This window comes from Nonomuraea lactucae, from assembly GCF_003313395.1.
Classification (GTDB): Bacteria; Actinomycetota; Actinomycetes; order Streptosporangiales; family Streptosporangiaceae; genus Nonomuraea; species Nonomuraea lactucae.
The window spans coordinates 1-24,683 of the sequence record NZ_QNFZ01000287.1 but is presented as its reverse complement, the minus strand read 5'-3'; the positions used below and the strand labels follow the sequence as shown (position 1 = coordinate 24,683).

The 24,683-nt window shown below is 69.6% G+C and carries 24 protein-coding genes and 2 pseudogenes; 17 read left to right on the top strand and 9 right to left on the bottom strand.

Translation table 11 applies throughout. The features are described 5' to 3' along the window. The first annotated feature begins 129 nt into the window (after positions 1-129). From DQW85_RS45950 to DQW85_RS44635, 11 genes are all read left to right on the top strand, one after another. On the top strand, positions 130-330 hold the full coding sequence (locus DQW85_RS45950; protein ID WP_205315251.1) for an alpha/beta fold hydrolase: 201 nt from the start codon (positions 130-132) through the stop codon (positions 328-330). 956 nt (positions 331-1,286) lie between these two features. After that, a complete protein-coding gene (locus DQW85_RS19805; protein ID WP_205315250.1) occupies positions 1,287-3,497 on the top strand; it encodes a M64 family metallopeptidase in 2,211 nt (736 codons plus the stop codon). 106 nt (positions 3,498-3,603) lie between these two features. Further along, on the top strand, positions 3,604-3,939 hold the full coding sequence (locus DQW85_RS44640) for a hypothetical protein (protein WP_162795142.1): 336 nt from the start codon (positions 3,604-3,606) through the stop codon (positions 3,937-3,939). A 64-nt stretch (positions 3,940-4,003) separates the two neighbouring features. After that, positions 4,004-6,382 carry an NACHT domain-containing protein gene (locus DQW85_RS19800; RefSeq protein ID WP_113701780.1) on the top strand — a complete coding sequence of 793 codons (2,379 nt, stop codon included), beginning with the start codon at positions 4,004-4,006 and terminating at the stop codon, positions 6,380-6,382. A gap of 340 nt (positions 6,383-6,722) precedes the next feature. Beyond that, positions 6,723-7,478 (top strand): SGNH/GDSL hydrolase family protein, encoded by a 756-nt coding sequence (locus DQW85_RS19795; RefSeq protein ID WP_205315249.1) that lies wholly within the window; start codon positions 6,723-6,725, stop codon positions 7,476-7,478. Next, positions 7,478-8,668: an acyltransferase family protein gene (locus DQW85_RS19790; RefSeq protein ID WP_113701778.1), complete on the top strand. Its 1,191-nt coding sequence runs from the start codon at positions 7,478-7,480 to the stop codon at positions 8,666-8,668. Before DQW85_RS19795 ends, DQW85_RS19790 begins: the two co-directional genes overlap by 1 nt. Positions 8,669-8,712: 44 nt before the next feature. Beyond that, positions 8,713-9,237, top strand: coding sequence for a GerMN domain-containing protein (locus DQW85_RS19785; protein WP_205315248.1), 525 nt, complete (start codon positions 8,713-8,715; stop codon positions 9,235-9,237). After that, the gene (locus DQW85_RS19780) at positions 9,234-9,917 is read left to right on the top strand and encodes a response regulator transcription factor (RefSeq protein WP_113701777.1); all 684 of its coding nucleotides are present in this window, start codon (positions 9,234-9,236) and stop codon (positions 9,915-9,917) included. Before DQW85_RS19785 ends, DQW85_RS19780 begins: the two co-directional genes overlap by 4 nt. A gap of 44 nt (positions 9,918-9,961) precedes the next feature. Then, the gene (locus DQW85_RS19775; protein WP_240197298.1) at positions 9,962-11,347 is read left to right on the top strand and encodes a sensor histidine kinase; all 1,386 of its coding nucleotides are present in this window, start codon (positions 9,962-9,964) and stop codon (positions 11,345-11,347) included. A 382-nt stretch (positions 11,348-11,729) separates the two neighbouring features. Then, positions 11,730-12,098: a hypothetical protein gene (locus DQW85_RS19765; RefSeq protein ID WP_113701774.1), complete on the top strand. Its 369-nt coding sequence runs from the start codon at positions 11,730-11,732 to the stop codon at positions 12,096-12,098. Between the two features lie 328 nt (positions 12,099-12,426). Continuing rightward, positions 12,427-12,786, top strand: a complete 360-nt coding sequence (locus tag DQW85_RS44635; RefSeq protein WP_162795141.1) for a hypothetical protein — start codon at positions 12,427-12,429, stop codon at positions 12,784-12,786. A gap of 370 nt (positions 12,787-13,156) precedes the next feature. Here DQW85_RS44635 and DQW85_RS47685 read toward each other — a convergent pair whose 3' ends face one another. From DQW85_RS47685 to DQW85_RS47680, 3 genes are all read right to left on the bottom strand, one after another. After that, a complete protein-coding gene (locus tag DQW85_RS47685) occupies positions 13,157-13,561 on the bottom strand; it encodes an AMP-binding enzyme (RefSeq protein WP_275888218.1) in 405 nt (134 codons plus the stop codon). A gap of 328 nt (positions 13,562-13,889) precedes the next feature. Further along, complete coding sequence (locus tag DQW85_RS19755; protein ID WP_113701772.1) at positions 13,890-14,579, bottom strand: nuclease-related domain-containing protein; 690 nt, start codon at positions 14,577-14,579, stop codon at positions 13,890-13,892. Between the two features lie 172 nt (positions 14,580-14,751). After that, the gene (locus DQW85_RS47680; RefSeq protein ID WP_275888216.1) at positions 14,752-14,883 is read right to left on the bottom strand and encodes a hypothetical protein; all 132 of its coding nucleotides are present in this window, start codon (positions 14,881-14,883) and stop codon (positions 14,752-14,754) included. A 145-nt stretch (positions 14,884-15,028) separates the two neighbouring features. Between DQW85_RS47680 and DQW85_RS19750 the strand changes: the two genes are divergently transcribed. Beyond that, on the top strand, positions 15,029-15,766 hold the full coding sequence (locus DQW85_RS19750) for a VOC family protein (RefSeq protein ID WP_113701771.1): 738 nt from the start codon (positions 15,029-15,031) through the stop codon (positions 15,764-15,766). Positions 15,767-16,010: 244 nt separating this feature from the next. After that, entirely contained in the window at positions 16,011-16,538 is a 528-nt protein-coding gene (locus tag DQW85_RS45945) for a helix-turn-helix domain-containing protein (protein ID WP_205315247.1), read from the top strand. A gap of 59 nt (positions 16,539-16,597) precedes the next feature. Here DQW85_RS45945 and DQW85_RS19740 read toward each other — a convergent pair whose 3' ends face one another. After that, positions 16,598-17,287, bottom strand: coding sequence for a TetR/AcrR family transcriptional regulator C-terminal domain-containing protein (locus DQW85_RS19740; protein ID WP_113701770.1), 690 nt, complete (start codon positions 17,285-17,287; stop codon positions 16,598-16,600). Positions 17,288-17,419: 132 nt separating this feature from the next. Here DQW85_RS19740 and DQW85_RS19735 point away from each other — a divergent pair, with 132 nt between their 5' ends. Next, complete coding sequence (locus DQW85_RS19735) at positions 17,420-18,136, top strand: DUF4386 domain-containing protein (RefSeq protein ID WP_113701769.1); 717 nt, start codon at positions 17,420-17,422, stop codon at positions 18,134-18,136. A gap of 10 nt (positions 18,137-18,146) precedes the next feature. Here DQW85_RS19735 and DQW85_RS19730 read toward each other — a convergent pair whose 3' ends face one another. The 4 genes from DQW85_RS19730 to DQW85_RS19715 form a co-directional block, all read right to left on the bottom strand. Next, entirely contained in the window at positions 18,147-19,016 is an 870-nt protein-coding gene (locus tag DQW85_RS19730) for a hypothetical protein (protein ID WP_162795140.1), read from the bottom strand. Then, positions 19,010-19,387: a hypothetical protein gene (locus DQW85_RS19725; RefSeq protein ID WP_113701767.1), complete on the bottom strand. Its 378-nt coding sequence runs from the start codon at positions 19,385-19,387 to the stop codon at positions 19,010-19,012. The genes DQW85_RS19730 and DQW85_RS19725 overlap by 7 nt, the downstream gene beginning before the upstream one ends. Next, positions 19,341-19,898, bottom strand: a complete 558-nt coding sequence (locus tag DQW85_RS19720) for an RNA polymerase sigma factor (protein ID WP_240197297.1) — start codon at positions 19,896-19,898, stop codon at positions 19,341-19,343. Before DQW85_RS19720 ends, DQW85_RS19725 begins: the two co-directional genes overlap by 47 nt. 726 nt (positions 19,899-20,624) lie before the next feature. After that, positions 20,625-21,824, bottom strand: coding sequence for a PucR family transcriptional regulator (locus tag DQW85_RS19715; protein ID WP_205315246.1), 1,200 nt, complete (start codon positions 21,822-21,824; stop codon positions 20,625-20,627). A gap of 203 nt (positions 21,825-22,027) precedes the next feature. Here DQW85_RS19715 and DQW85_RS19710 point away from each other — a divergent pair, with 203 nt between their 5' ends. Further along, entirely contained in the window at positions 22,028-22,552 is a 525-nt protein-coding gene (locus DQW85_RS19710) for a peptidase inhibitor family I36 protein (protein WP_113701766.1), read from the top strand. A gap of 429 nt (positions 22,553-22,981) precedes the next feature. Here DQW85_RS19710 and DQW85_RS19705 read toward each other — a convergent pair whose 3' ends face one another. Continuing rightward, a complete protein-coding gene (locus tag DQW85_RS19705; RefSeq protein WP_113701765.1) occupies positions 22,982-23,620 on the bottom strand; it encodes a TetR/AcrR family transcriptional regulator in 639 nt (212 codons plus the stop codon). A 232-nt stretch (positions 23,621-23,852) separates the two neighbouring features. On the opposite strand from DQW85_RS19705, the pseudogene DQW85_RS48230 reads away from it, so the two are divergent. Together DQW85_RS48230 and DQW85_RS46950 are read left to right on the top strand one after the other, a co-directional pair. After that, positions 23,853-23,930, top strand: a pseudogene (locus DQW85_RS48230) (hypothetical protein); the annotation flags it as partial. A gap of 55 nt (positions 23,931-23,985) precedes the next feature. Next, positions 23,986-24,683, top strand: a pseudogene (locus tag DQW85_RS46950) (Tn3 family transposase); the annotation flags it as partial.

Below are 24,683 nucleotides of genomic sequence, written 5' to 3'. Positions count from 1 at the left end.
CGCGGGCGACGAGCAGCCCGTCGACCTCGCCGAGATCCGCATGAACTAGGCCGTGGTCGGCGATCCGGGCAACCCCGCCCTGATGCTCATCCCGCGCAGACCGAATCGTGGTGGGGCTACGAGGACGCCATGCGGCTGCTCGCCGACCGATACCACGTCTTCGCCGTCGATCTGCGCGGCCAGGGCCGTTCCACCTGGACACCCGGCCGCTACAGCCTCGACATCTTCAGCGGCGACCTCGTCCGGTTCATCGACCGCGTCATCGATCGCGTCATCGCCGCGTGGCTGTCCGCGTTCGCCGCTCGCGCCGTACCCGCGACCTGGCACTGACACGGGAGGAACGGCCGGCTGCTGTAGGAGTCCTTCACCGGCGCGCTGCGATCGTCATCATCGGCGCCGGCTACGGAGGTGCCGGACGGCCAGGGTGACGCCGCACGCGAGGGCGATGAGGCCGAACCCTCGTGCTCGTGGCGACAACGCGCAGCCCCGCAAGACGGCTCCCTGCATCAAGCTACAGTTCGGCCTCAGCTGCGCCATGATTCACCGACGTCGGCGGGCGGCCCGGTCGGATTTTCCCACACGCGCCACGTCCCGAAGGGGCCTAGAAGTCTACAATGTAAAGACGCTCGGTTCATACAAAATCATGAACCTGCAACCCATATTGGAACGGGGCTTCGCCCGTACGCGCCAACAGACACAGCTCCTCGTCGTCCAGCCGGCTAAGTCAGGAGAAGCACCTGGTGCTCCAGCGGAAGGCGTGGGCAACCAGGACCAGGGTGGTCCACCGATACCAGGACCGGGTCAGCAGATCGCGCGGTGCTCCCGGCTCGCCGCCTCAGGCGCGCTCCAGGAATGCCGAGTTTCCTCTGGCGGGTCGGTGACCTGCGGCCCCACCTCGACCAGCAGGATAGATGACGGAGCCGCAGTTGGGTGCCGGTGAGGCGGTGATGGGTAGTTCGGCGCGGAACCGCCTCGTCAGGGGACCGGTCGGCACATCCGTCGAGCCGGTTACGCCCGTGCTGACGCGGAGCTGGCCGCCTGGGCACTGAATCGCCTCTCCCGTGACGCGCACGCTCGACGGTGGGAGGGGATGCAGAAGCTGCACCAGCGGCACCACATCGTGGCCGCGCTGTGCTGGCCCATAACGCCGCGTTATCCCGATGTGAGATGTGACCGCGTGGGCCGCGCTGGCAGATAGTGCTGGTGATGTCGTCCCCTACCCTCGAGGTCGCCTCATGCTGAGATTCGGGCCGTTATCCGCGCTCGTTCTGACCGCCTGTCTTCTCGTGTCCCCCGCTCCCGCGCAGGCCGCCGAGCCGGGATCCGCCACCGTCGTCCCCGTGCAGGTCACCGGCGATCCGGCCAAGAGGTTCAACCTGATCCTGCTGGGTGACGGCTACACCATGAGCGAGCAGGACTCCTTCAGAGCCGACGCCGACCGGCATCTCAACGTCCTGTGGTCCATAGAGCCGTTCAAGACCTACCGCACCTACATCAACGTCTACCGGGTCGACATCGTCTCGGCCGACTCCGGGATCAGCTGCGACCCGGACCTGACCTCGCCGCGCAAGAACACCCCGCTGAGCATGGGCTTCTGGGGCCAGTGCAACCCGAACAGCGTGCAGCGCCTCATCACCATGAACAACGCGGCCGCCACCCGCTACGCCAACCTGGTGACCGGCACCTCGGCGGGCAACCGGCAGATCCTCGCGCTGGGCAACAGCACGACGTACGGCGGTGCGGGCGGCTCCTACGCCACCGCCTCGGGCAGCAACGCGATGTCGGCGCTGATCAGCCCGCACGAGCTGGGTCACTCGCTGGGCGGCCTGCAGGACGAGTACGACTACTACCAGCGCGGTGTCCCCGGCGGCGCTTACCCGCAAGGCGAGCCGTCCTCGCCGCACCACACCCTGCTCACCGAGCAGCAACTGCGGGACCACAAGCGCAAGTGGTGGCGCTGGCTCGGCGAGCCCAGCGAGTCGGGCGGCCCGATCGCCCGCTACGAGGGCGGGCTGTACTACTCCTCCGGCGTGTGGCGGCCGAGCAGGCATTCGATGATGAAGACGCTCGGCTACTACTTCGACCAGGTCAGTCGCGAGATCATGGTGCAGCGGATCACCGCCAAGACAGAGGTGATCCAGGCTGCCACGCCCACCGCGGCGCCCGTGGGCGCCGACCGGGTGCTCTGGGTGGAGCCGATGCGGCCGCTCGGCCACGCGCTCACCGTCACCTGGACCGTGGACGGCCGGGACCTGCCCGGTGACGCCACCGCGCTGGACCTGCGCACGCTCGGCCTGTCGCCGGGGACGCACAGCGTGCGGGCGACCGTTACCGACCCGACCGGCTTCGTCCGCGATCCTGCCATCCGCGTCGCCATGACCATGACCAGGACCTGGACGGTCGACACCGCGGTAGCCACCCCGCCCGACGGCGTCGTGCCCGGCATCGTCTCCTCGAGCCCCACCGGCAGGCCTGCCGGCCGCGACGACGTCCTCTCCGTCGAGACCACCCATCCGGCTGGCGAGGTACCCGCGGTCACCTGGAAGCTCGACGGCGCGCAGGTCGGCGACCAGGGCAGCGACCTGGACCTGGCACAGCTCCGGCTCGGTGAGGGCACCCACACGATCACCGCCGCCGTCGGCGCGGACACCGCCACCTGGACGGTCGACGCCACGCCGCCCGCGACCGCCTACGAGCTGTCCGAGCCGCTGCTGCGCAGCGGCGACGTCAACGTCTACAACGGGCCGTTCACCATGCGGCTCACCGGCCGCGACGACAGGGACGGCCACGTCGTCTCGGAGTCCAGGGTGGATGGCGACGGCTGGTTCAACTACTTCGGCTGGCCGACCTCCGCCGACCTGCCGTGGACGTTCAGCGAGACCGGCACGACCATCGACCATCTCGTGTACGGCAAGCTGCCCAGGGGCCGCCACACCATCGAGTACCGCTCGATCGACCCCGCCGGCAACTACGGCCCGGCCAGGAGCTTCAAGGTCGCCACCATCGCGCCGCCCCCGGCCTGCGACCGCACGATCACCGGCGCCCACCGCGGCGCGCTGGCGGTCACCACCGGCGTCACCTGTCTGGACGGCGCCCAGGTCGACGGCCCTGTCACGGTAGGGCGGGGCGCCTCGCTGGTCGCGCGCGGCGGCGCCATCACCGGCGTGCTGAGCGCGGCGAAGGCGGCCGCGGTGCACCTGCTCAAGACGCGCGTGAACGGGGCCGTGGAGCTCAGCGGCACCACAGGCACGCTCGCGATCGTGGGCGCCGAGATCCGTGGCGCCGCCTTGCTGACGCGCAACCAGGCTCCCGTCGTGGCCGGCAGCACGGTCAAAGGCGCGCTGGCCTGCACGGGCAACAGCGCGGCCCCTGACGAGGTGGGGGTGCCCAACCAGGTCACCGGCGCCTCCACCGGACAGTGCGCGGTGGCCAAGGCGGCTGACAGAGCGGCGGCGCCGTACGAGGCGGTCATCACGACATCCCGACACGAGAACTGAACGGGTGCCACACTGGCGACCTCGCCTAATGGGGCATAGCGGCTCCAGGGGCTCTCGGCGGCGGTGGTGACGCGGCTGGTCTGCTGGTCGGTGTAGCGGAGCATTCGTGGCTTCTCGATCGCATCGGTGGTCATGGCTGCCCGCCGCGGCGGCCAAGCGCTCGAGGCAGCTGAGCGCGCTGAGCGCCGCGCCGACAACGCCCACGCGGAGGCCGAGGCCGTCCGCCGCGGCGCTGCCGAGGAGTGCGCCCCGCCAGGACGAACTCGGCACCCAGCTGACCGCCGCACGGGCCGACATGGCCCGCCACCGTGCCGGCGAGGCCGCCGAGCGGATCAGCGAGCTCAGGGCCGCCGCAGCCGTCGCCCGCGCCGAGAGCGCGGGCGTGCGCGTGGAGCTCGCCGCCGCCGAACGTGGCCTGCTGTGCCGAGCGCGTGCTCCGTAACACCTTCTGGAGCCGTGTACCGGGCTGTGGGCGGGCGTCGATGTATAACCGAGGAGGGGTGCGCATGGGCTGGGGCGCCAGAGGGGTCGCGGCGGCGGGGACGGTCGCGGTGGCGGCGGCGGTCAATGTCACCGCCGGCATGCTCACCCAGCAGTGGGACGTGGCGTGGTTGGCGGCGACCGGGGTGCTGGTCGTGGCCGGTGGTGGCCTGCAGGCGTGGCTGATCGTCGCTGAGGGTTCGGGCCGTTCGGATGGTGTGGATGAGCGGCTGGCGCGGGCGGCGGAGCTGTTGGCCGAGGAGGTGGGCGTGCGTCTTCGGGGGGAGACCGAGCGGCGTGATCTCGGGCGTCCGGCTCCGATCTCGCTGACTGTGCGCCCGACGGGGCGGCCGGTGCAGGCTCTCCCCGAGGCGCTGCTGGGCGGGATCGGCCCGATCGGCCATGCGGCGGTTGATGGTGCCGAGGGCGTGGCGGACCTGTTCCGCGGGCTGCCGATCAGGCAGTTGGTGATCCTCGGCGAGCCCGGTGCGGGCAAGACCGTTCTGGCGATGCTGCTCACGCTGGCCCTGTTACGGGAGCGGTCTGCGGGCGCGCTTGTGCCGGTGTTCCTGCCCATGGCGTCGTGGAATCCGGACACCCGACTCGACACGTGGATGGCCGACCGGCTGGTGGAGGACTACCCGGTCCTGGCGCGCTCGTACGGCAGGGGCACGGCGCGGCGGCTGGTGGAGACCGGTCGCGTGCTGCCGGTGCTGGACGGCCTGGACGAGATCACGGCCTCCTCGTTCGAGGAGGTGATCAAGCGTGTCGATCTGGTCTTTCCCGACGGTGCCGGTTTCGTGCTTACCTGCCGAGCCCAGGAGTTCGAGGCGGCCGTGGTGGAGTTCGATGTGCCACTCAGCCGGGCGACGATCATGGAGATCGAGCGGGTCACGGCGCGGTCGGCGATCGCGTACCTGCCCGCGACGTCCCTCGACCGTGACCGCTGGGAGCCGCTGTTGGACCGGCTGCGCGCCGAGCCGGACGGTCCGCTTGCCACCGCCCTGACCACGCCTTTGATGCTGTATCTCGTCCGTACGACGTATGAGCATCCGGGCACGCGGCCGGCCGAGCTGCTGGACGTCTCGCGGTTCGGCACGGCGCGTGCGATCGAGGAGCACCTGCTGGACGCGTTCGTTCCCGCCACCTATGCGCCGTACCACGGTCTGCCGTACGCCCCCGTGCAGGCCGGGCGGTGGCTGGGCACGCTGGCTCACGCGCCCAGGGAGTTGAGGTGGTGGAATCTCGCCTCGGGTGACGGAGTCCTGTTGACGGTGCTGATCCTCGCGGCGTGCGCCGGCTGGGCCAGCCATCTGGTCCTTGGCCCGATGTTCGGGTTCCTGATGGGGGCGCTGGTCTTCTTCAGCTACCCCCAGGTGGAGGAGTGGCTCGACCTCGACCGGTTGAACGTCGTGGCGGGAGAGCGTGAGACGGGCGTCCGCGCGCAGTTGCGGGCCTATCGGATGTTCGCCGGGTTCTGCGCTGCCGCCGCGGGGGTACTGACGGGTGGGATCGTCGGGGCCGCGCTCGGCGGCGGGCTGGGTGCCGAGGCGGCCACGGTCCGGCTTTACGTGGTGGCCGGGGGTGTGGCGTTCGGGTTGATGACGTTGATCGGGACGGCGTGGGGGGCGTTCTTCCTGACCCGTGTCGGCTTGGCGTTCGCCGGGCGGCTCCCGCTGCGGCTGCTGAGGTTCATGGAGGACGCGCACCGGCGGGGTGTCCTGCGGCAGCCCGGTGTCGCCTACCAGTTCCGCCACGCACGCCTGCAGGATCGGCTGCGCGCCACGGCGGGTCCGAGCCCCTTCCGTGTCGCGCACTACGGCGCCGCCGGGGCGGGGCCGCGGCTGGGCATGTTCGTGCGGCTTCTGTATGCGCCGCTGCTGCGGCTGGCCATCCACGTGTCGGTCGTGGTGGTGCCCGCCGCGCTGCTGGCGGTGCTGCCGTTCATCGAGTATGTCCACCACCATTCCGGCGTCAGGCCGGAGGTGGACGACCGCAGCGTGTGCGGGGGGCCGAACGGCGCCTGCGTGGTGTCGTTCACCTGGCGGTGGAGTCTTCCCCCGGCGGGCGGCAGCACCAGCCGGGTGTCGGTCAAGCAGTACTTCTTCATGAGCCCCGCGTATGGGGGGCTCGGCGGGGACATCGCCGTGGAGGGGTGCCCGGCCGCGTCGGTGCTGATGTCGGTGTCGGCGGACGGTTTCGGGGCTCCAGCGGTGCGCCGGACGCTCGGCGGGCGGCAGGAGGTGGATCTGGGGGAGTTGGACTGGCCGCTGCCCAAGAGGTTCGAGACGTTGACGGTGGCCTTCCGCCGCCTGGACGCGGCCCCGTGCACGGCTGTGATCGCCTGGCACAACCCCCATTTCAGCGTCGACCAGATCTTCGACTTCAGGGCTCGTTTCGAGTGATCAAGTCTGACTGGATGAGCTGTCGGTCTGCGCGAGCGGTGGCCGCTCAACCCCTGGTTCCGTCCGTCGGTGCTGCTGGCCGGGTGCGGGGCGGACGTTCCTCTCGCGCCCGGCGATCCCCGGTCGCGTGCCTGCGCCGGCGGGCAGTACCGCGCCGGAGGCGAGGGTCAGCGATGCTCTGTGATGGCTGATCCCTCATTCTGTGATGAAACGATGACAACGTGGTTGATCACCGGATTCGTCTGATTGCCTACGGATCATGCAACCGACGAACCCCTCTCCTGACTCCCCGTTCCTCCATGGATTCACTGGCCGCCGTCGTGCCGGTGTGATGGCGGCCGTGGCCGTCGCGGTCGGGGCCACGCTGGCGGCCTGCGGCGCATTCACCGCCGCCCCCGGCGGCGGATCGCCCGCGACGGACGCGACGGCCCGGCACGCCAGTCAGGCCGCGACCAGCGTCAGGGTGCTGTGGATGGGCGACTCCATCGCGGGCGCGGAGGCCCCGGCTGTGGAGGCCGCGTTGAAGGCCAGCGGTGTGCAGTTCAAGAACGCCACCTCTGACGGCGGCGGCAACATCGTCGCCGGTGATCACCCGGTGACGGCCGTGGGGGCCAAGGACACCTGGAAGAGGCTGCAGGAGGACCTCGCCTCCTTCCGGCCGACGGTGATCGCGTACCAGATCACCACCTACGACTGGGGCACGCCCCGCCAGCAGTTGGTGGCCTACCAGAAGCTCTCCCGGACGGCGAAGGACGCCGGTGCCCGGCTCGTTCTGGTGTCCGCCCCGCCGTTCAAGATCGACGAATTCTTCAAGCCCCACGAGGACGCGATCAAGAGCGCGCCCGCGATGGCCGCCAAGGTCGCTGACGTCCGCTACCTGGACGCCTCTGAGCTGTGGGGGGACGACTACGCCGCCGACCAGGCCCAGCGTGCCAAGGACGGGATCCACTCCTGTCAACAAGGGTCGGCGGCCTTCGCCACCTGGTTCGCCAGGCGGCTCGGCAAGCTGGCCGGCTTCACTCCGGCCGCCCCCGGCGCCTGGGCCACCGGGCCGTGGACCGGCGACGAGCGCTTCGTCAAACTCGGCTGCGGCTGATGGCTTCAGCCTCCCGCCGCGCGCATATCGGCGCGCTCGATGGGCTGCGCGGGCTCGCCGTCGCCGCGGTCCTGCTGTTCCACGCCGGGCACATGCGCGGCGGGTTCCTGGGCGTCGACCTGTTCTTCGTCCTGTCCGGTTTTCTGATCACCGGTCTGCTGCTGGAGGAGCTCGCCGGGCGCGGCCGTATCGACCTGGTGGCCTTCTGGGGGCGCAGGGCCCGTAGGCTCCTGCCCGCGCTGGCCGTCATGGTCGCGGGAACGTTGCTGCTGGCCTGGGCGTTCGCCGGGCCGGACGTGCTGGGGTCCGCCCTGCGGGACGCGCCATGGGCGGCCGCCCAGAGCCTGAACTGGCACTTCATCGGTGAGCAGATCGGATACTGGAACGCCTCCGGCACCCGTCTGCTCGCCCACCTGTGGAGCATCAGCGTCGAGTGGCAGTTCTACCTGGCCTGGCCTGTGGTGGTGGCGCTGGTCGGGAAGGGGCACGGCGGGCAGCGGCGGGTCGCGCTCGTCGCGGTCGCCGGCGCGTTCGTCTCACTCCTGCTCATGATCAGGCTCGGAGCGGCCGTGGACACCACCCGCGCCTACGAGGGTACCGACACCCGGGCCTGCTCCCTGCTCCTCGGCGCGGCCGCGGCCACCGCGCCCGTCCGCCACGCCGTGGCCGGCCTGTCCCGCACGGCCGTGGACGCGATCTGCGTTCCGCTGCTGGGCGGGTTGCTCGTGTCATGGGTGCTGACCAGCGGGGAAACGACCCCCGGCCTGTTCCAGGGCGGGATGTTCGCGCACGCGCTGGCCGGCGCCGCGCTGATCGCGCTCCTCGCCCACGCGCCGGACGGTCTGGCGGGCCGGGCAGTGGGTAGCGCCGTACCGCGCTGGCTGGGCGAGCTGTCCTACGGCCTGTACCTGTGGCACTGGCCGGTCTATCTGCTGCTGCCACGGCCGGTGGCCGGGCTCGCCGGCTGGGGCTGGACGGTCACTGCGATCGGCCTGTCGCTGCTGGCTGCGGTAGTGTCGAAGGTCACCGTCGAGGACCCGGTACGGTTGCGCGCCCGGTGGGCCACCGGACGCCGGGGATGGGCGGCGCTGGCCGTCGCGGGAGTGATGGCGGCGGGACTGTGGGCGGCGATACCTCGGCCGCAGCCCGGTGCCGGGACGGTCGATGTGAGCAGGCTCGGCCGGCTCTAGCCAGTTCACGCCGGCGACATCGCGTCGAAGAGGAGGAACAACACATGCCGGGGGCGCTGAGCCGCGTGGCGACGGTCCTGGTCGCGGCGGCGGTGCTGGCGGGCTGCGGGATCACCGACACCGATGCGCTGCCCGCCGGTCAGCCGGTCCAGGGCGGCCTGACCGAGAACAGCAGCCAGCTACTGCGGGTGTACTTCGTCACGCAAGAGGGCACCTGGCCGGTCTCGCGGCCGGCCCCGGCCGGCAACCGGCTGCAACGGGCCATGAACGCGTTGCTCGCCGGCCCCACGGCGGGGGAGCGGGCCAGAGGGCTGATCACACAGCTTCCCTCGTCACCCCAGCCGGTCCGGGCCACGACGATCAGAGGCCGGGTGGAACTGCGTCTGCCCTGGCAGGTACGCGACCTGCGGCCGGTGGCGGTGAGCCAGCTCGTGTGCACGGCCGCCGCCGCGGGCGTCAGCGACGATCCCGTCGTCGAAGTGGTCGAGCCCGCCACTGACCGGCCCTGGCCGGTCAGGTGCGACGAGAACGGATCGGCTGTCCCAGCCGACCAAGGAGCCTTCTCATGACCCGCGTGCTCGTGATAGAAGACGATCCGGCCGTGCGCCGGGGCGTGAGCGTCGGCCTGCGCCACAGGGGCCACGAAACCGTGCTGGTCGCGACCGGTGAGGACGGGCTGGCAGAACTCGTCGCGAGCGCCCCCGAGGTCGTGCTGCTCGACCTCATGCTGCCCGGCATGAGCGGCCTGGAGACCTGCCGCCGCATCCGCGCCTTCAGCCAGGTGCCCATCGTGATCCTGTCCGCGCGCGACGATGACGTGGACATCGTGGTCGGTCTGGAGGCCGGCGCCGACGACTACGTGATCAAGCCTGCCAGCAGCGAGGTCATCGAGGCACGCATGCGCGCGGTGCTGCGCCGTACCACGCCGCCCGCCTCCTCCGACCAGACACGCACCACCCACGGCGACCTGCTCATCGACCGGGTCGCCCTGCGCGCGCTCAAGCACGGCACGCCAGTCGCGCTGGCGCCGACGGAGCTGAAGCTGCTGCTGTTCCTGTCGGCCGCGCCCGAACAGACCTTCAGCCGCCAGCAACTCCTGGAACAGGTGTGGGAGCACACCTTCCACGGCGACTACCGGCTGGTCGACGCGTGCGTGATGCGGCTGCGGGCCAAAATCGAGGACGACCCCCGCAACCCTGGTTACATCCAGACCGTACGCGGCTTCGGCTACCGCTTCGGGCCGCTGTGATCCACCCGTCCCTCGCTCGTGGCCTGCGAGCTCAGCTGGTCCTGGTGTTCCTGCTGGTCTCCGTGCTCAGCGCGCTGATCGCCGCCACCATCACCTTCCGTCAGGGCCGCACCGCGATCGTGGAGCGCGCCCAGGTCGACGCCCTGCAGGACCTGCGCGCCCACCTCGCCTCCCGGACGCCTGACCTGCCCGCCGACCCCACCGAGACGGACCTGCGTACGCTGGCGCTGCAACTGGACCGCGCGGCAGGCATCCGCGGCTGGCGCACCGCGGTGTCCTACCGCGGCGGCCCGCTCATCGCCGCCGGAGCGCAGCCGCCACTGCCCGCGCAGTTGCGCACTCAAGCGGCCACCGCGACCACCGCGCTGGCCCAGCGCTTCCATCGCGGCGAGGCGCCGTGGCTGGCCGTGGCCCTTCCGGTCACCGCCGCCGCCCGCCCACACGGCCCCCCGCCCCTCGTCGTCTACGCCGCCTTCTCCCTGGCCTCCCAGCAGCGGGATGTGGACACCCTGGCGGCCGCCGCCCGTGCCGGAGCCCTGCCCGTCGCCCTGGTCTCCATCGTTCCCGCGCTGCTGGCCGCGCGCAGACTGCTGCGACCGGTCCGGCGGCTGCGGACGGCCGCCGAGCGGATGGCGAGCGGCAGTCTCGACACCCGCGTAGGCGTCACCGGCAACGACGAACTCGCCGACCTGGGCCGTACCTTCAACACCATGGCGGCCACGCTCCAGTCCGACGCGGCCGCGCTGCGCGACATGGAAGCGCGGGCACGCCGGTTCGCCGCCGACGTCTCCCACGAGTTGCGCACCCCGCTGGCGGCCATGTCCGCCGTGACCGAAGTCCTCGATGCCGACGCCGCCTCCGGCCGCCTCGCGCCACTCACCGCCGAGGCGCTGCAACTCGTCTCCGACGAGACACGCAAGCTCAGCCGCCTGGTAGAGGACCTGATCGAGGTGTCCCGCTTCGACGCCGGCGTCGCCGTACTGAACCTTGACGAAGTCGACGTGGGCGAGCTCATCGGCAAGACGCTGGCGCTGCGGCACTGGCGCGACCGGGTCGGCACCGATATTCCCCCCGGGCTGCGCGCCCGGCTCGACCCGCGCCGCGTGGATGTCATCCTGGCGAACCTCGTCGGCAACGCGCTGCGGCACGGCGGCACGGCGGTATCGGTGCTCGTCCAGGTTCGGGCCGATACCCATCAGGTCGCCGTCACCGTCGCCGACGACGGGCCGGGCATCCCCGCCGACCTGCTGCCCCACGTCTTCGACCGCTTCACCAAAGGTGACGCCGCCCGTACCCGTACCGACGGCAGCGGCCTGGGCCTGGCCATCGCCATCGAGAACGCGCGCCTGCACGGCGGCACTCTCACCGCGACCAACGCCCCCCACGGCGGAACCATCCTGACCCTCACCCTGCCGCGGAATCCACCATGAGGAACGCCCGTTGTGCGCGGCACCAGGTAAAACGGGCAGGCCGGACCCAGGGAAGAACGTTCACGCGTTCCGGCCGGCCGTACTCGATCGTGGCTGCGCCGGAGAGCGGCCGCACCTCCTGGACCGCACTGCTGGACGCGATCCGTCTGGAGCCGGGTGCCCACGTGCGGCGGCGGGCACGGTAGGCGGGCACGTGCATGCGGGTTGCCGCAGGTGCGGCTGTCGCAATCGCGGCCGGCGCGCCTCCCAACAGGTGACCGCTGGTACCGGCGGCGACGGGGAAGTCGAGCATCGTCCACGCCAGAACGCCGATGTAAGGAGTCATCCAGGGTGCTGGTCACAACCGAAGTGTGGGTGACAACACCTCAACAGAAGGATGAACATGGCCAACACCATCGAGAAGCTCCCCGTGTCCACCCCAGTCACCACCGAGGACGCGCAGCGCATCGTCGACGAGATCCGTGCGGACGACGAACTGGCCTGGCAAGTCGCCGCCGAGCTCGACCGCGATCCACGGGTGCTGCTCGCCAGGCTGTTCGCGCTCTCGCGGGCCCAGCAGGCCGGGCTGTCCCGGATGAGGTTAGAGCGCACCCGTTCCACGTTCGCGCCGGTCGCCCGGGCTCTGCGCGAGGGTGACCCATTGTTCGTTCGGGTCGACCAGGCGGCCGCGGTCACCACCGCGGTCACGGGCTCGTTCAAGATCACGGTCGACGGTAGCGGCGTCAGTGTGGAGGCCTCTATCTCCTGCTGACCGAACACGCTGAGGGCTGATCGTCTGTAATGCGGGCCCGCTCCTGGTACCTCAACCCGGGGCGGGCCGTCCCCTGCCGGGTGCACGAACGTCCAGACCGCCCGCCTCGACGTCAAGTGGCCGTTCCTCAACCCCTTCCGCACCGTCGGACAACAGCTCCGCCCGTATCCAGCGCCCACCCATCCGCCTCAAATATCCAGGTTCAAGGGGATGGCCCGGAAGCAGGCGATGGAACCGGCGATCCGTGACTCCTTGGCGAGCGTAGTACTTACGTCGTCCACCGAGGACAACTCACCATCGACCAGCATCCACCTGATGAGGAGATCAGATGCGCCGACAAACCACAGCCCTCTTCATGCTGCTAGCCGCAGTAGTCGGAGGTCTGTTCACGGGGACCACGCCTGCCTCCGCCGCGGACGTTCTGTCAAGAACTGCCGGCATCTCATACTTCGACTGCGACTCCGGTGCTGCTCTGATCGTCTGCACCGCGACGATCGACGGGACACCACCGTTCAGCATCACATGGAAGGTCAACGGAGTGGAACAGCCCTTCTTCAAGAACTCATCCACCTTGCGGGTTGGCTGCGTGGTGGGCCGCCCCTTCGATGTCCAGATCGCAGTCACCGATGCAGGCGGCGCCAGTGCCACGGACCGGGCGGCAGGCGTGTGCAGGAGAATCCAGGAATGAACATCCGCCTGTGTCGGCGCTGTTCAGCCCGTGGGCCGCAACGGGCCGAGCGCGGTCGCAGACATCTCCCGCACAGAGTCCTGGCTCACTGCCAGGTCTCCGAAGCGCCCGCTCCGGGCCTGCGACGTCCGGGCGGCTGAGCGGAGCCTTAGGGACCGCCTGGTCACTCAGCCAGCCCGTGCCCTCGCTCGGCGGGCGAGGGCACGGGCTGGAGATAGTTCAAACAGCCGGAGCGGTCAGAGACCTGCGGTCTCGGATCCCGCGGCGTCGATGAGGTCGGCCACCTCCGTGGGGTGGGAGCGAGCGAGGCGTGGCAGGCGTGGAGTCCGATGGTCTTACGCGGGTTGAGCCTGGCGGCCAAAGGCGGCATTCAGATCCGGCTCCTCGTGTCCCTTGTGGCGTGCGGAGTTGGGCTCCTCGTATCGGTGCCTGGCCACCTCCGCTGGACAGAGGCATGCGGCCCGAATTCCGCGAGGAAAGCCTCCTTGTGAGGGCGTGCCGGGTCGGCAGGCACGACGATCGCGTGCACCACCTGGCCCAGGACGAGATCCGTCCGCCCGACGACCAGGGCCTCCCTGACGTCCGCGTGTTCCAGGAGCATCTCCTCCACCTCGCGAGCACTGACGTTGGCGCCGCCGACGATCACGACGTCGTTCAGCCTGCTGGTGGCGGTGGTCGCGCTGCTGCTGAGAAAAACCTCAACCACCTCGTAGGGAGGCAGCGGCGAGGCGTTCTCGCCGAGGATGACGACTTCGCTGTGAGGGGCGTACTGCACCGCCAACCCAGACGGTTGTCACGATGCTTGCCCGTGACCTGCGCCAGCGCCGCAGCATCCAGATAGAAACCGCTCCAGATCCACCGGCGAAGGATCGGCCGGGCAACGGCCATACCGCGCTATCTGCTCATCAGGCAGATACTCGGCCACAAGCCGCGAAAGCGTTCAATCCTGCGGAAATAGTCCCCGGACCCCATAGTGGTCACCTGAGGGGTGAGTGAGCGCCACGTGGTCAGGGGACCGGCGTTGCCCCGGCACTGTCACGGCCGGCCTTGATAGCCCCGAAACGCGCCGTCCCGCGCTGAATCGCCGCCTGGAGGAGCCCTGGCTATTCGGAGGTGTATGGAGGAAAGGCGTGTTCGGCGGCCTGGGCCAGCGCTGCAACGTCGGTCAAGCTGTAGCGGTTGGCGCGGCGAGTGATCTGCCCGTGCAACCGTGACGCACGCATCAGCGTCGTGCCGCCCACCGTGATCGCTCCCCAGCGAGGCAGGCGCGCCCCGTGCACAGCGATCACGGTGACTACGTCGACTGGCCGCCCTGTCGCGCGCCGCAACACCTCGCTGACCGTTCGAGCCTCGAAGACCACAGGCCGCACGATCTTGTCGATCGGTGTGCGGCCGACCCAGAGTGTGCCGCCGCCTGGCTTGATGGTGGTGCGGCGGTGCCACTTCTTGGAGTCGATCACGAACACGCCGGTCGGGCCGATGACCAGGTGATCGATGTTGGCCCGACTGCGCGGCAGCGCGCGGTCGTGCAGCACGATGTAGCCGGCCAGTTCCAGGGACCGAAGACGGCGAGCGGTCGCCCGCTCTCCCGCAGCCCCTTTCCGCCAAGCCGCAGCGGAGGAGTGCCGCCGGTGATGGTAGACCCAGTCCGCGCCCGTGGTCAGAACGGCTGCCGCCAGGCCGGCCTGCCAGCCGAGCAGCCATCCCGCCATGATGCCGGCGAGCAGAGCGAGGCCGGCGCGCATTGTCCACCGCCGGGCGCGCGTGGCTGACAGGTTGGCGTGGTAGGCCACCCGCGCTGATGCTCCCGCTGCTGCTTTGCCTGCTGAGGGTCGGGGGATGGTCACCAGGCACCTCTCCTTGAGAGTTGAGGCCAGCTGATCAGCCACGGTAGTCGCCTACACCGACAGTGGCATCCGAGTTCACCTGGAGGAGGGCCCGAAACGAGTGTTTCGGGCCAGGCGGTCACGGGTTGGTCTCCGGCTCCCGATCCTTCTCGATCCGCTGCAGGTATTCCTCGTCGACCTGTGTGATCATCCACCAGCCCACGGGCGATATCTGATGCAGGAGCACGTGGTCGTGGTCGGGCAGTGCCATGGAGTCGCCGCTCAGGTCGACGAGGTAGGCCCGCCGCTCCCGAAGGCACCCCCTCCACCGACCAGGTCATCCAGGGCCTGGGATCCCTGGCCCCCTTCCTCGCCCCCAATAAGCCCAGGTGACGGCAGCCCTTAGGATCTGCGGCATGGCAACGAGACTGGTGCAGATCAATATGAAGGCCCGGGACGACTCCGCGCTCGGCCGGTTCTGGGCGGAGGCGCTCGGCTGGAGTATCGACAGCGAGGGGCCCGGCGTCACCAACCTCGAGCCCGTGGGCTTCGCCTACCCCGACCCCGCCGCCGTCTGCATTGACCTCATCGCCCGCCCGGAACCCAAGACGGTGAAGAACCGGGTGCACCTCGACCTGACCACCACCTCGGCCGCCCACCAGGCGGACGTGGTCGCGCGCCTCCAGGCTCTCGGCGCGACCCCCGCCGACGTGGGCCAGGGCGACGTCCCCTGGACGGTCATGGCCGACCCGGAAGGCAACGAGTTCTGCGTCCTGGAGCCGCGGCCGCTCTACCAGGACACCGGGCCGATCGCCGCGGTGGTGGTCGACTGCACCGACCCGCGAGCGATGGCCCGATTCTGGGGCGAGGCGATGGACTGGACCCTGCACGAGGTCACCGACGACCACGCGGTCATGCGCTCCGCTGAGGGCGTCGGCCCCTACCTGGAGTTCCTTCGCAACCCCGACCCCAAGACCGTGTGGAACCGCGTCCACCTCGACGTCCGCCCCTACCGCGGCGACGACCTGGCAGCAGAGGAAGCCCGGCTGCGCGCCCTGGGCGCCATCGACCCCGGCATCGACCAGTCCGACATCCCCTGGACGGTCCTCGCCGACCCGGAAGGCAACGAGTTCTGCCTCCTCGGTCCCGGCTGACCCCGTAGGCTACGGGTCAGCGACGGGCTCCTTCCTGGCAGGTCAGGGGTGGGACGGCGGCCCAGGTGGTGTTCGGCTGTTCAGAGAGGCCCTCCGCTCGCCGGCTGGCCCCAGTGCATTGCTGCACCGGGGCCCTCTCAGAACCGTGCGTGCCACTCGTCGCGGCACACGGCTCAAGCAAGCCGCGATGGGCGGTTCAGGTGCGCTGTGCTGGCCTCGCGCGTAGTCGGGCAAGGTAGCCACGATGGCAGGAGGTGTGAACAAGGCGGGTCTGGCCATCGCCGGTTGGGCCGGGTCGTCCGTGGTGCTGTCCAACTTCCACGATCTGGCCGCCATCGACGCCACCACCGATGTGATCATCAACGTGATCACCGCTGTTGGGCAGTTCCAGCGCTACCTGCAGAATGAACTGACCGTCGAGTGGATCGCAGCGGCGGAGGCGCAAGGCCGCTACCGCGGCCGCCCGCCCGCGCTGACCGGCGCCCGGCTTGAAGATGGACGGTCTGCGTTCCAGGAACAGGGCGCCTCGATCGCGGCTCTCGCGCGTACGCACGAGGTGAGCCGGGTCGCCATCCTGACCTCGTTGGCCGGGCTGCTGCCTGACCAGCCGATCCCGCCCCCTCGGTCAGGGGGATCAAGGGGGCGGAGAAGGGGACGCCCGTCCCTGGGCGATAGGGATTTCGCGCGGCCCCGCTACTCCCCGGCCATCTCGGTAGTAGCACCGGCGCGGGCACGGCGCTCTCGACGACGGGCTCAGCCGCGGCCGCGTTGACCGGTTGCGGGTGGCCCTGGCGGGGCGGCGGCTGCCCCGCGCGCCGGCGGGCGCTTGTGCTAGCCCCGGATGCGTTCGAGCCCGTCAAGGAGCAGGTCGAGGGTGAACTCGAACTCGACCTGGCTGTCGCACCAGCCCAGCGTCGGGTCGGCGACGTCGTGGGTCTCGGCCGCCGCCATCGCCATCAGGTGGGGCAGCGCCTCGGCCATCGCGGCGAACTCCGCCTCGGCGACCTCGTCGTCCATGCTCCCGCCCGCCGATGCGGGGCTGAAGACCTCCTGCGCGAACCCGAGCGCCAGGCTGCCGAACGCGTGCAGCGCCCGGTGCGCAAGCCGGTAGGAGAACCCGCCGCTGATGAGCGTGGCCACGATCCCGTCGTAGTAGGCGTACACCCCGGCCGGGATGCTCGCGCGCGTGCCAAGGAGCCCGGGAGCCCACGGGTGCCGGAGCATGACCTCACGCGCCGCAAGGAACCGCTGCCGCAGTCGGGCACGCCAGTCCTGGTCGGCCCCGGCCGTCTCGATGCGGCCGACCGCGGCGTCGATCTCACCGACGACGGTGTCGGCGAGGCCGTCGAGCAGGCCTTCCTTGCCGGGCAGGTGGTAGTACAGCGACATGGCCTCGACGCCGAGATCGGTGGCGAGGCGGCGCATCGTCAGCGCCTTGATCCCCTCCGCATCCGCCAGGGCGACCGCCGCCGCCAGCACCCGCTCGCGACTGAGTGGCTCCCGAAAGGTCTTCTCATCCATCCGTCTCCTGACTCTTGCCAGCATCTTACGATGTATGGTTCCCTTACATCGTAAGACAGATCATCGGCGCCAGCCCGTCGACCTCCCGAGCGACGTCGTCGGCCACTGACGCACCAGAGGAAGGGCGCCACGATGCACCCACTGATCCGCAGCGCCCGCACGACCGGGCTGCTCTACCTCGGCCTCGCCATCAGCGGCGCCCTCGGCTTCCTGCTCATCCGGTCGCGACTGTTCGTCGCCGACGACCCCGCCGCGACGCTCGCCCGCCTGGTCGAGCACGAGGCGCTGGCGCGCACCGGCATCGCCGTCGAGCTGCTCGTCGTCCTGACCCAGGCGCTCACCGCCGTGTGGTTCTACCGCCTGTTCCGCACCGCGGCCCCTGTCGCCGCCGGCAGCATCGCCGCCTTCGGCCTCGTCAACGCGGTCGCGATCCTCGCCAGCGCGGCGGTTCTCGCCAGCGCGGTCACGGTCGCGACCGATCCCATCGGCGACGCGGCAGCCACCGTCCAGCTCCTGTACGTCCTCAGCGGCGACCTGTGGGGAGTGGGCGCGCTGTTCTTCGGCCTGTGGCTCGTCCCGATGGGCTGGTGCGTGCTGCGCTCGCGGTGGATGCCCCGGCCGCTGGGCTGGCTCCTCGTCGCGAGCGGCGTCGGCTACCTGCTGAGCGTGTTCGTCAGGTACCTCGCTCCCCAGGCGGCGGTCGTCGCCGACGCCCTGGTACTTCCCTCGACCGTAGGCGAGTTCTGGATGATCGGCTACCTGCTCGTGCGCGGCGTCAGCCCTCACGCGATCGACGAACTGCCACGCGACGCAGCGGTCCCCCCGCTCCCCGAGCGATCCCGCGCCTGAACACCCCGCCCTACCCGCCCTGGACGCCGACCCGCTCGGGCAGTCCGCGCCGGACCATGTAACTGCCGGCCGCGTCTTGCCGGCAGTGGTGCTCGCTGGGTCGGTCGTGACGGATCGGCCAGACACGATCGGTGTGCTTCGGGGTTCCGCACCGAGTTCTACGGCGCCGCCGGCTTGCCGGCCCTTGCACGCAATGCGTGGGCAGTTCTGGGCGTTCCTCGTACCAGCCGATCGCCTGGTACGAGGCGGAGACACGGAGCTCCGCCTGCCGCCCGTTCGCGAGCCTGGTTGTGTTCGTCGTCACGTGGGCGAGAAGCAGGCCGGCGCTGGGATCGACCACGAGCAGAACGTGGGTGAACAGGCCCGGCTCTATCTCACTCTGATAGCTGAGCGCCTGCCCGCGCCTGCCCAGCGGATCTGTGACCTCCCCCTCAGCTCGTATGCCGGGCATGGACGCGAGGATCCGGTACGCGGATGCCCGAGCCTCGGGCGAGGCAGGCACGCCACTGATGATGTCCTCACAGGCTTGCACAAGGACCTTCTCCACGTCTGGCGCGGAGTCAGAGTTCGCCGTCAGCCGCCGGGTGATGCGCTCTTCCAGGTAGCTCCGGAGCTTTTCGGGTTCGCTCGGGATCGCGCGCACCTCCTTCCAGGATCCGAACGGGACGGCGAACAGCTGCTCCGTCTTCATGTTCTTGGGGTATCGCCAGATGGTAGGCGCCCCCGCAGCCCGCCAGGCCGCCTCGTCTTGTGGGGTCGCGGGCTTGACGCCGAGATCCTGCCGGATGCGCCAGCTCTGCAGATCCGGCCGCTTCGCCAGCCACGTCTCAAGGGACCGGCCGGCCTCCAGCACATAGCTGCGCGTGGGGTCGGTCAACATCCACTGGTGGACGGTCGCGGTGCGCCAGTAGTCGCCGTTCGCAGGGGCCTCTCCACGGCGATGGCAGCAGCGAGCAGGATCTGCCGGCCGGTCGGTCCGGTTGTCGGGTGCGACGACGTGCCGGGCGGAGGCACGACGGGGATCGTACTGTCAGACAGCATCGCGGGGGCGATAACCGCTACCGCGGCGGCGGCCGCGGCCAGGCCGAGCAGATCGCGGCCAGGAGAGGGCAGGAGCCGCCGCCGGGCCGGAACGCGCTCCAGCCGGACGATCTTCGCCAGCAGCGCGTCCGCCCCCGTGGTGGACGCCCGGCCGGCCAGGTCCTCATCCAGCACTCGCGCCCGGTTCTTGAAGATCTGGTCGTTGTTCACCCTGACTCCTTCTCGATGAGCGGCCGTGATGCGAAACCGGCGGCCGATGGGCGGGTCTGCTCCAGGGCCTTGGCGAAGCGTTTGCGGCCCGGTGCAGGCGGATACGGGCGGCGTTGCGGGAGCAGTCCAGCATTGTGGCGATCTCGCCGGGGTCGAGCCCCTTCCAGAGGGTCAGGGCCAGTAGTTCACGATCGCTGTCGGCGAGCATGTCCATGGCTTCATCCACGCCGTGCTGCTCACTGTGGTGGGAGGGGGCGATGTAGAGGTGTTCGATCTCGTCGATGAGTTCGGTGTGCCGGGTGAGCCTGCGCCGCTCGCTACGGCGGTGGTTGGCGAGGACCCGACGGGCCACGCCGTACAGCCACAACTTGCCGGCCTCGCCGTCAGGCAGCTCGGTTATCCGCCGCCAAGCGATCACATACGTCTCGGCCACAACATCGGTGGCGTCCTCGGGAGAGGAACACCGCCGCACGGCATGGCCGAGGATCTGCTCATAGGTTCGCCGGTACACCGCCTCGAACCGGGACCGGTCGTGTTCACTCCCGCGTCATCCTCGTCAGACCTTCCGAGCGCTGCGGGCTTTCAGTTCCTACGTGTCCGCGGCCGACGGCAGAATTTCCGGCCAGGCAGGAACGACTGAACCAATCCGAGCGGGCCCCCGACCGGCAGCGTGCGAAAACCCGGGTCAGCAGATCAGGCGCGCCGCCGCTGTCAGCCAGATGTGACAGCTCGAACGCCGCCTCGGCCACACCAACGACCGCTACCTGCGCCTGTACACCAACCCACCCGACGACATCGCCGCCGGCTACGGCGCAGTCTTAACATGTTCGAGCACGTCAGCGGCGCGGGTTTGCCCCTGCTGCGGCCAGGGATTGCCCGCTGACACGCCAGCCCTCACGCGCAGGTCAGGTGAGCTTCTCTGAGCACGACGCTGCGACCAGGCGAGATGGATTTTGGGGACGTATTGCGCAGCCGTCCGCTCCAGGGGGACGTGGCACGGAGCCGTAGGCAGCGCGGAGAAACAGAGCCACAGGTGAACCATCACGGAACCAAGGGATCACCGTGTTCCCGTGGTCAGATGCTGGAGGGCTGGTGCTCGCCGGCCGCGGTGGCACGGACATCGAAGACCTGGCCGGGCCAGAGATCCGGCCCATGATCCCGTGAGGCGTTGCGTTCAGTGCGACGACGGTGATTTGCGCCGGCGGTCATCAGGCCCTCCCGGACGCTCCCGGTAATGTCAGCCGTTGGCGAGAATGCGGGTGACGGTGGCGGACAGCGTGCGCACGCCGTGCGTGGTGGTGGGGTCGATGCCGGTCAGCTCTCTCGTTCGGCGCAGGCGGTAGTCAAGAGTACGCGGGTGGATGTAGAGGTGGCTCGCGGTGGCCATGCGGTTCATGTCATGGCGGTAGTAGGCGGCCAGAGTGGCCACCAGGTCCGGTCCCTGCGAGAGCCGGTGGGCCACCTGGCGCAGCCATTGGTCGACCTCGGGCAGCCGGGCCGCGCCGAGCTCTACGAACACATCAGCGATGGTGCTGACCCGGCGTGGGACGCACTCGATGGGAGCGGCCTGGCTGATCTGCCGCGCCAGGGACAAGGCACCGGGCAGGGCTGACACGCTCGCGGTGGTGGCGCCGACGGCACAGGGACGCCCCACGGACTCGGCGAACGCGGTGACCAACGGGAGGGCCCGTTCCCGATCCTGATTCGTGGCGGGCAGCAGCACGACGAACTCCAGCCGGTTGTTCCAGCGCATGGGCAGCCGGTCCTTGTCGATCAGGAGGCCGAGAATCTCGGCACGGGTAGCCGGGGCGGGCCGGAAGTCCGGGTCAGCGATCCGTACGACCGTCACCGTGTAGTGGGAGGCGGCCGGCATGTTCAGCTGGAACGCGAGCTCGGCGGCGGGGCCGCCGGCGAGCAAGGCTGCGGCGAACTGCTGAACGCGTTCGGCGTCCGGCAGAAGATGTCGCTGACCGTCCAGGAAACCGCGAGTGTATGAGTCCTGGGCTGGGACGCCCTGCTGGCCAAGCCAGCTCAGCATCGTCAGCTGGTCGTTCAGTCCCGCGGTCCCGGCCGCCTCCAGCACCTCCTGCATCTCCTGGACCATGAGGGTGGTGTGCATGCCCAGCACGCGCCGGGCAGAGTCGAGCGAGACCCCGGCGCGGCCGCGTTCGTGCCCGACGGAGGCGATGACGGCCAGGTCGTCGTCGGTGAACGGCCGGTCGTGCGAGGCCAGTTCCACGGTGCGGCGCCGCAGCAGCACCGCGAAGTCCAGCACCGCCGCGTGCTCGTGGTCACTGGCGGCCATTGTGCGCCACTCAGGCAGGTCACGTGCGTAGATCTGGACCGCCCTGCGCGCATTGGCGTCCACGCGTTTCGCCAGCATGCCGAAGAAGTCACCCACGTGCACCTCCAGTGAGACCCGTTCCTCCTTCGTCATTCGCGCGAGCGGCGGCCCTGGATTATTCGGTGTCCGGGTTCGGCCAAGCGGGGGCGTTTTATCAGTGCCGGTGAATTTGCGTTGGGTGGCCAAAGCAAATTCATCACGGTACGCAAATCCCCCAAATGTTCTTGCCTGTACCGAATCAGCGCGATGTTAATGGAGACGTCAAACTCACCTCACGTTCCCGGAGGAACTGAAAAATGAAACACCATCTGGCCGCTATCCTCACCGCAACCGCGGCGGGGCTGACCCTGCTCGCCACCGGCGGCGCCACGGCGGCCTCCGCTGCCCCGGACCCCATCCAACAGAAGATCGACAAGGTCCTGGCCGAGCACCCCGGCGGCACTCAGACCAGCAAGAACACCATCGCCTGGCAGAACGGCGACGTTATCCTGACCCTGGCCGGCCAGAACGCCAAGGGCGTCCAGGCAGCGGCTGCGGCGCCCTGCCCCGACGGCCGGTTCTGCCTGTTCAACGACGCCAACTTCGGCGGCGACTTCGTATCCTTCCGTGACAGGCTGTGCGACAACCGCATCATCAACCTGCCCTCGTTCAATTTCAACGACAAAACCTCATCCTGGGCCAACAACACCGACTTCGACGTCGACGTGTGGTCGGATATCGGGGCCGGTGGTCCCCGGCTCTTCCAGATGTTCACCTTCACCGAGAGCGCGGGCCTGCCCAAGAACCTCAACGACAGGGCCTCCAGCCTCAACTGCTTCTAGTAATTCATTCGACGCCGGCCGCCGGGTACTGACCATGCACAGCACGGCCGGCCTCGACGTCACCGAAACTGCCCCGCCCGGACCACTGGTGGTGCCTGATGCGGGCCCGCTCCGCCTGGGCCCGCATCGGCTACTGGCGGCCGCTCGGCGGCCGCCACCGGGCACTCGGCGACGCCCAAGACGCCCTTAGGTGCCTTCGCAGTTGCAGCTGCGATCGGCCTGATCAAGATGGAGGACCGTTGTCTACCTGCTTGACGCGCTGGCGAACGTCAGCGGCGAGCCTGATGCTCGGCGTTGCTGGTTCGCTGATCGGCATCATGCCCGCATCAGCGACAGCGGCCGCGCCCCCGCTGCCGTCCGACGTCACCGGACTCAGCACCGCACACTGCGAGTGTGCTCAAGGATAGGAGGTCCGGCGATGTCGGTCGTCTATGCGGACGGTATCCCAGGCAGTTTCAGCATGCGGTCGACTAGTTGGTGGAGATGAGCCCGGAAGCGCTGTCGGGTGCGAGAATCGCCAGAGGGGGAGTGGTCCGCATGGCCGAGGGCCTCGCCGTGTAGGAAGCCGTATGTGCTCCACACCAGCGTCTGCACCATCAGGTCCATGTCCACACGGTCGTCCATCAGTCCCGCCCGGGCCGCCGAGCGCAGCACGTCGCGGGTACGGTTGAGCAGGGGTATGGCATAGGTCTCCTCCAGATCGGGGATGTCAGCGGCATCGCCGAGCCAGCGGTGCATCCACAACGAGGGGATCTGCGGGTTGGCCATGCAGAAATCCAGGTATCGGTCCACCAGTCCGTGCATGTGGCGGGCGACTTCCCGAGGGCCGGCGGCGGCCACCGCGCCGCGCGCATCCTCCATGGCGGCCCGTTCCACCTCGTAGGCGTGCTTGATGACGGCGAGATAGAGGCCCCGCTTGTCGCCGAACCGCTCCTGCATCCACGCCACGTCGTGCCCCGATGCCTCTGCTATCTGCTGCAGCGATGTGCCGTCGTAGCCGAATGCGGCAATGAGCCGCATCGCCACCGCGATCACCGCTTCGTGGTGTGGGTCCTCGGCACGAATCATGACTCCGATTCAAGCTCTTGCCGCAGGCGGAGTGGCTAAGCACGGGTCCTGATACGGTCAAGCCTGCGTCGCAATTCCCGTGAGCGATGCAGCGCGGCGCGCCCCGCGTCTGGTCGCCCCGATCCTGACGAGCAACCCCGCCGCGCAGCCGTGAAGTGTGCTGGCACGCCGAACGCGGGTCGGTGGTCGTGCACTCTCAGACGCTCAAGGCCTCGACCTGCATGGCACCACCATGCAGGTCGAGGGCAATTACGTGGACTCGCACGGGGAGTCGGAGTCTGGCTTCGGAGTCACCCGGTTGCTGAACGTGAACCTGCTGCCGCGCATCAAACAGATCAACCGGGTCAAGCTTCACCAGGTCGATCATGGAGGGCTGGCCCGGTATGCGAACCCTGGCATCGGCGATGACTCGGCCGGTCCGCTGGGACATCATCGCCCACAACTACGACCAGGTCGTCAAGCACGCCACCGCGATCCGCACCCGCACCGCCTCACACCCGGCCTACCAGGCGGTGCTGGAGATCGGCCGGGCGGCGCGCACCACGTTCGTCGCCCGCTACTGAGTCGCCCGCTCCTTATATGACCGCGACGTGCAGCGGGAGATCGAGGAAGGGCTGAACGTAGTGGAGGCGTGAAATAGCGCCGACGCGGTGATCTGCTACGGCCGCGGCGGCGAGATCTCCGCCGATCGGCGGGACGAGGTGGAGATGACGGCGCTGTGTCTGCGCATCTTGCAGGCCTTGCTCGTCATGGTGAATGTCGTGATGCTTCAAGACGTCCTCGCCGAACCCGGGTGGGCCGCGCTGCTCGTCCCGGTCGACCGGCGCGGCCTGACCCCGCTGTTGTGGCTGCATGTCCGCCGCTACGGCGAGGTGCGCCTCGATCTTGAGCCGCCCCGGTTGGGCATCGGCGCCTGGGTTGCCTCGGCGGTGCATGAGGGCAATCCGTCGCGAAACGATCGGGGGGCGGCGCGGTTGCGCTGCCCTTCGATCGTTTCCACGCGCCTACCAGCGCAATGGCCCGGTTTCGTCTTGGAAGGTTCCTGTCGGGCCGTCCGCGTCGA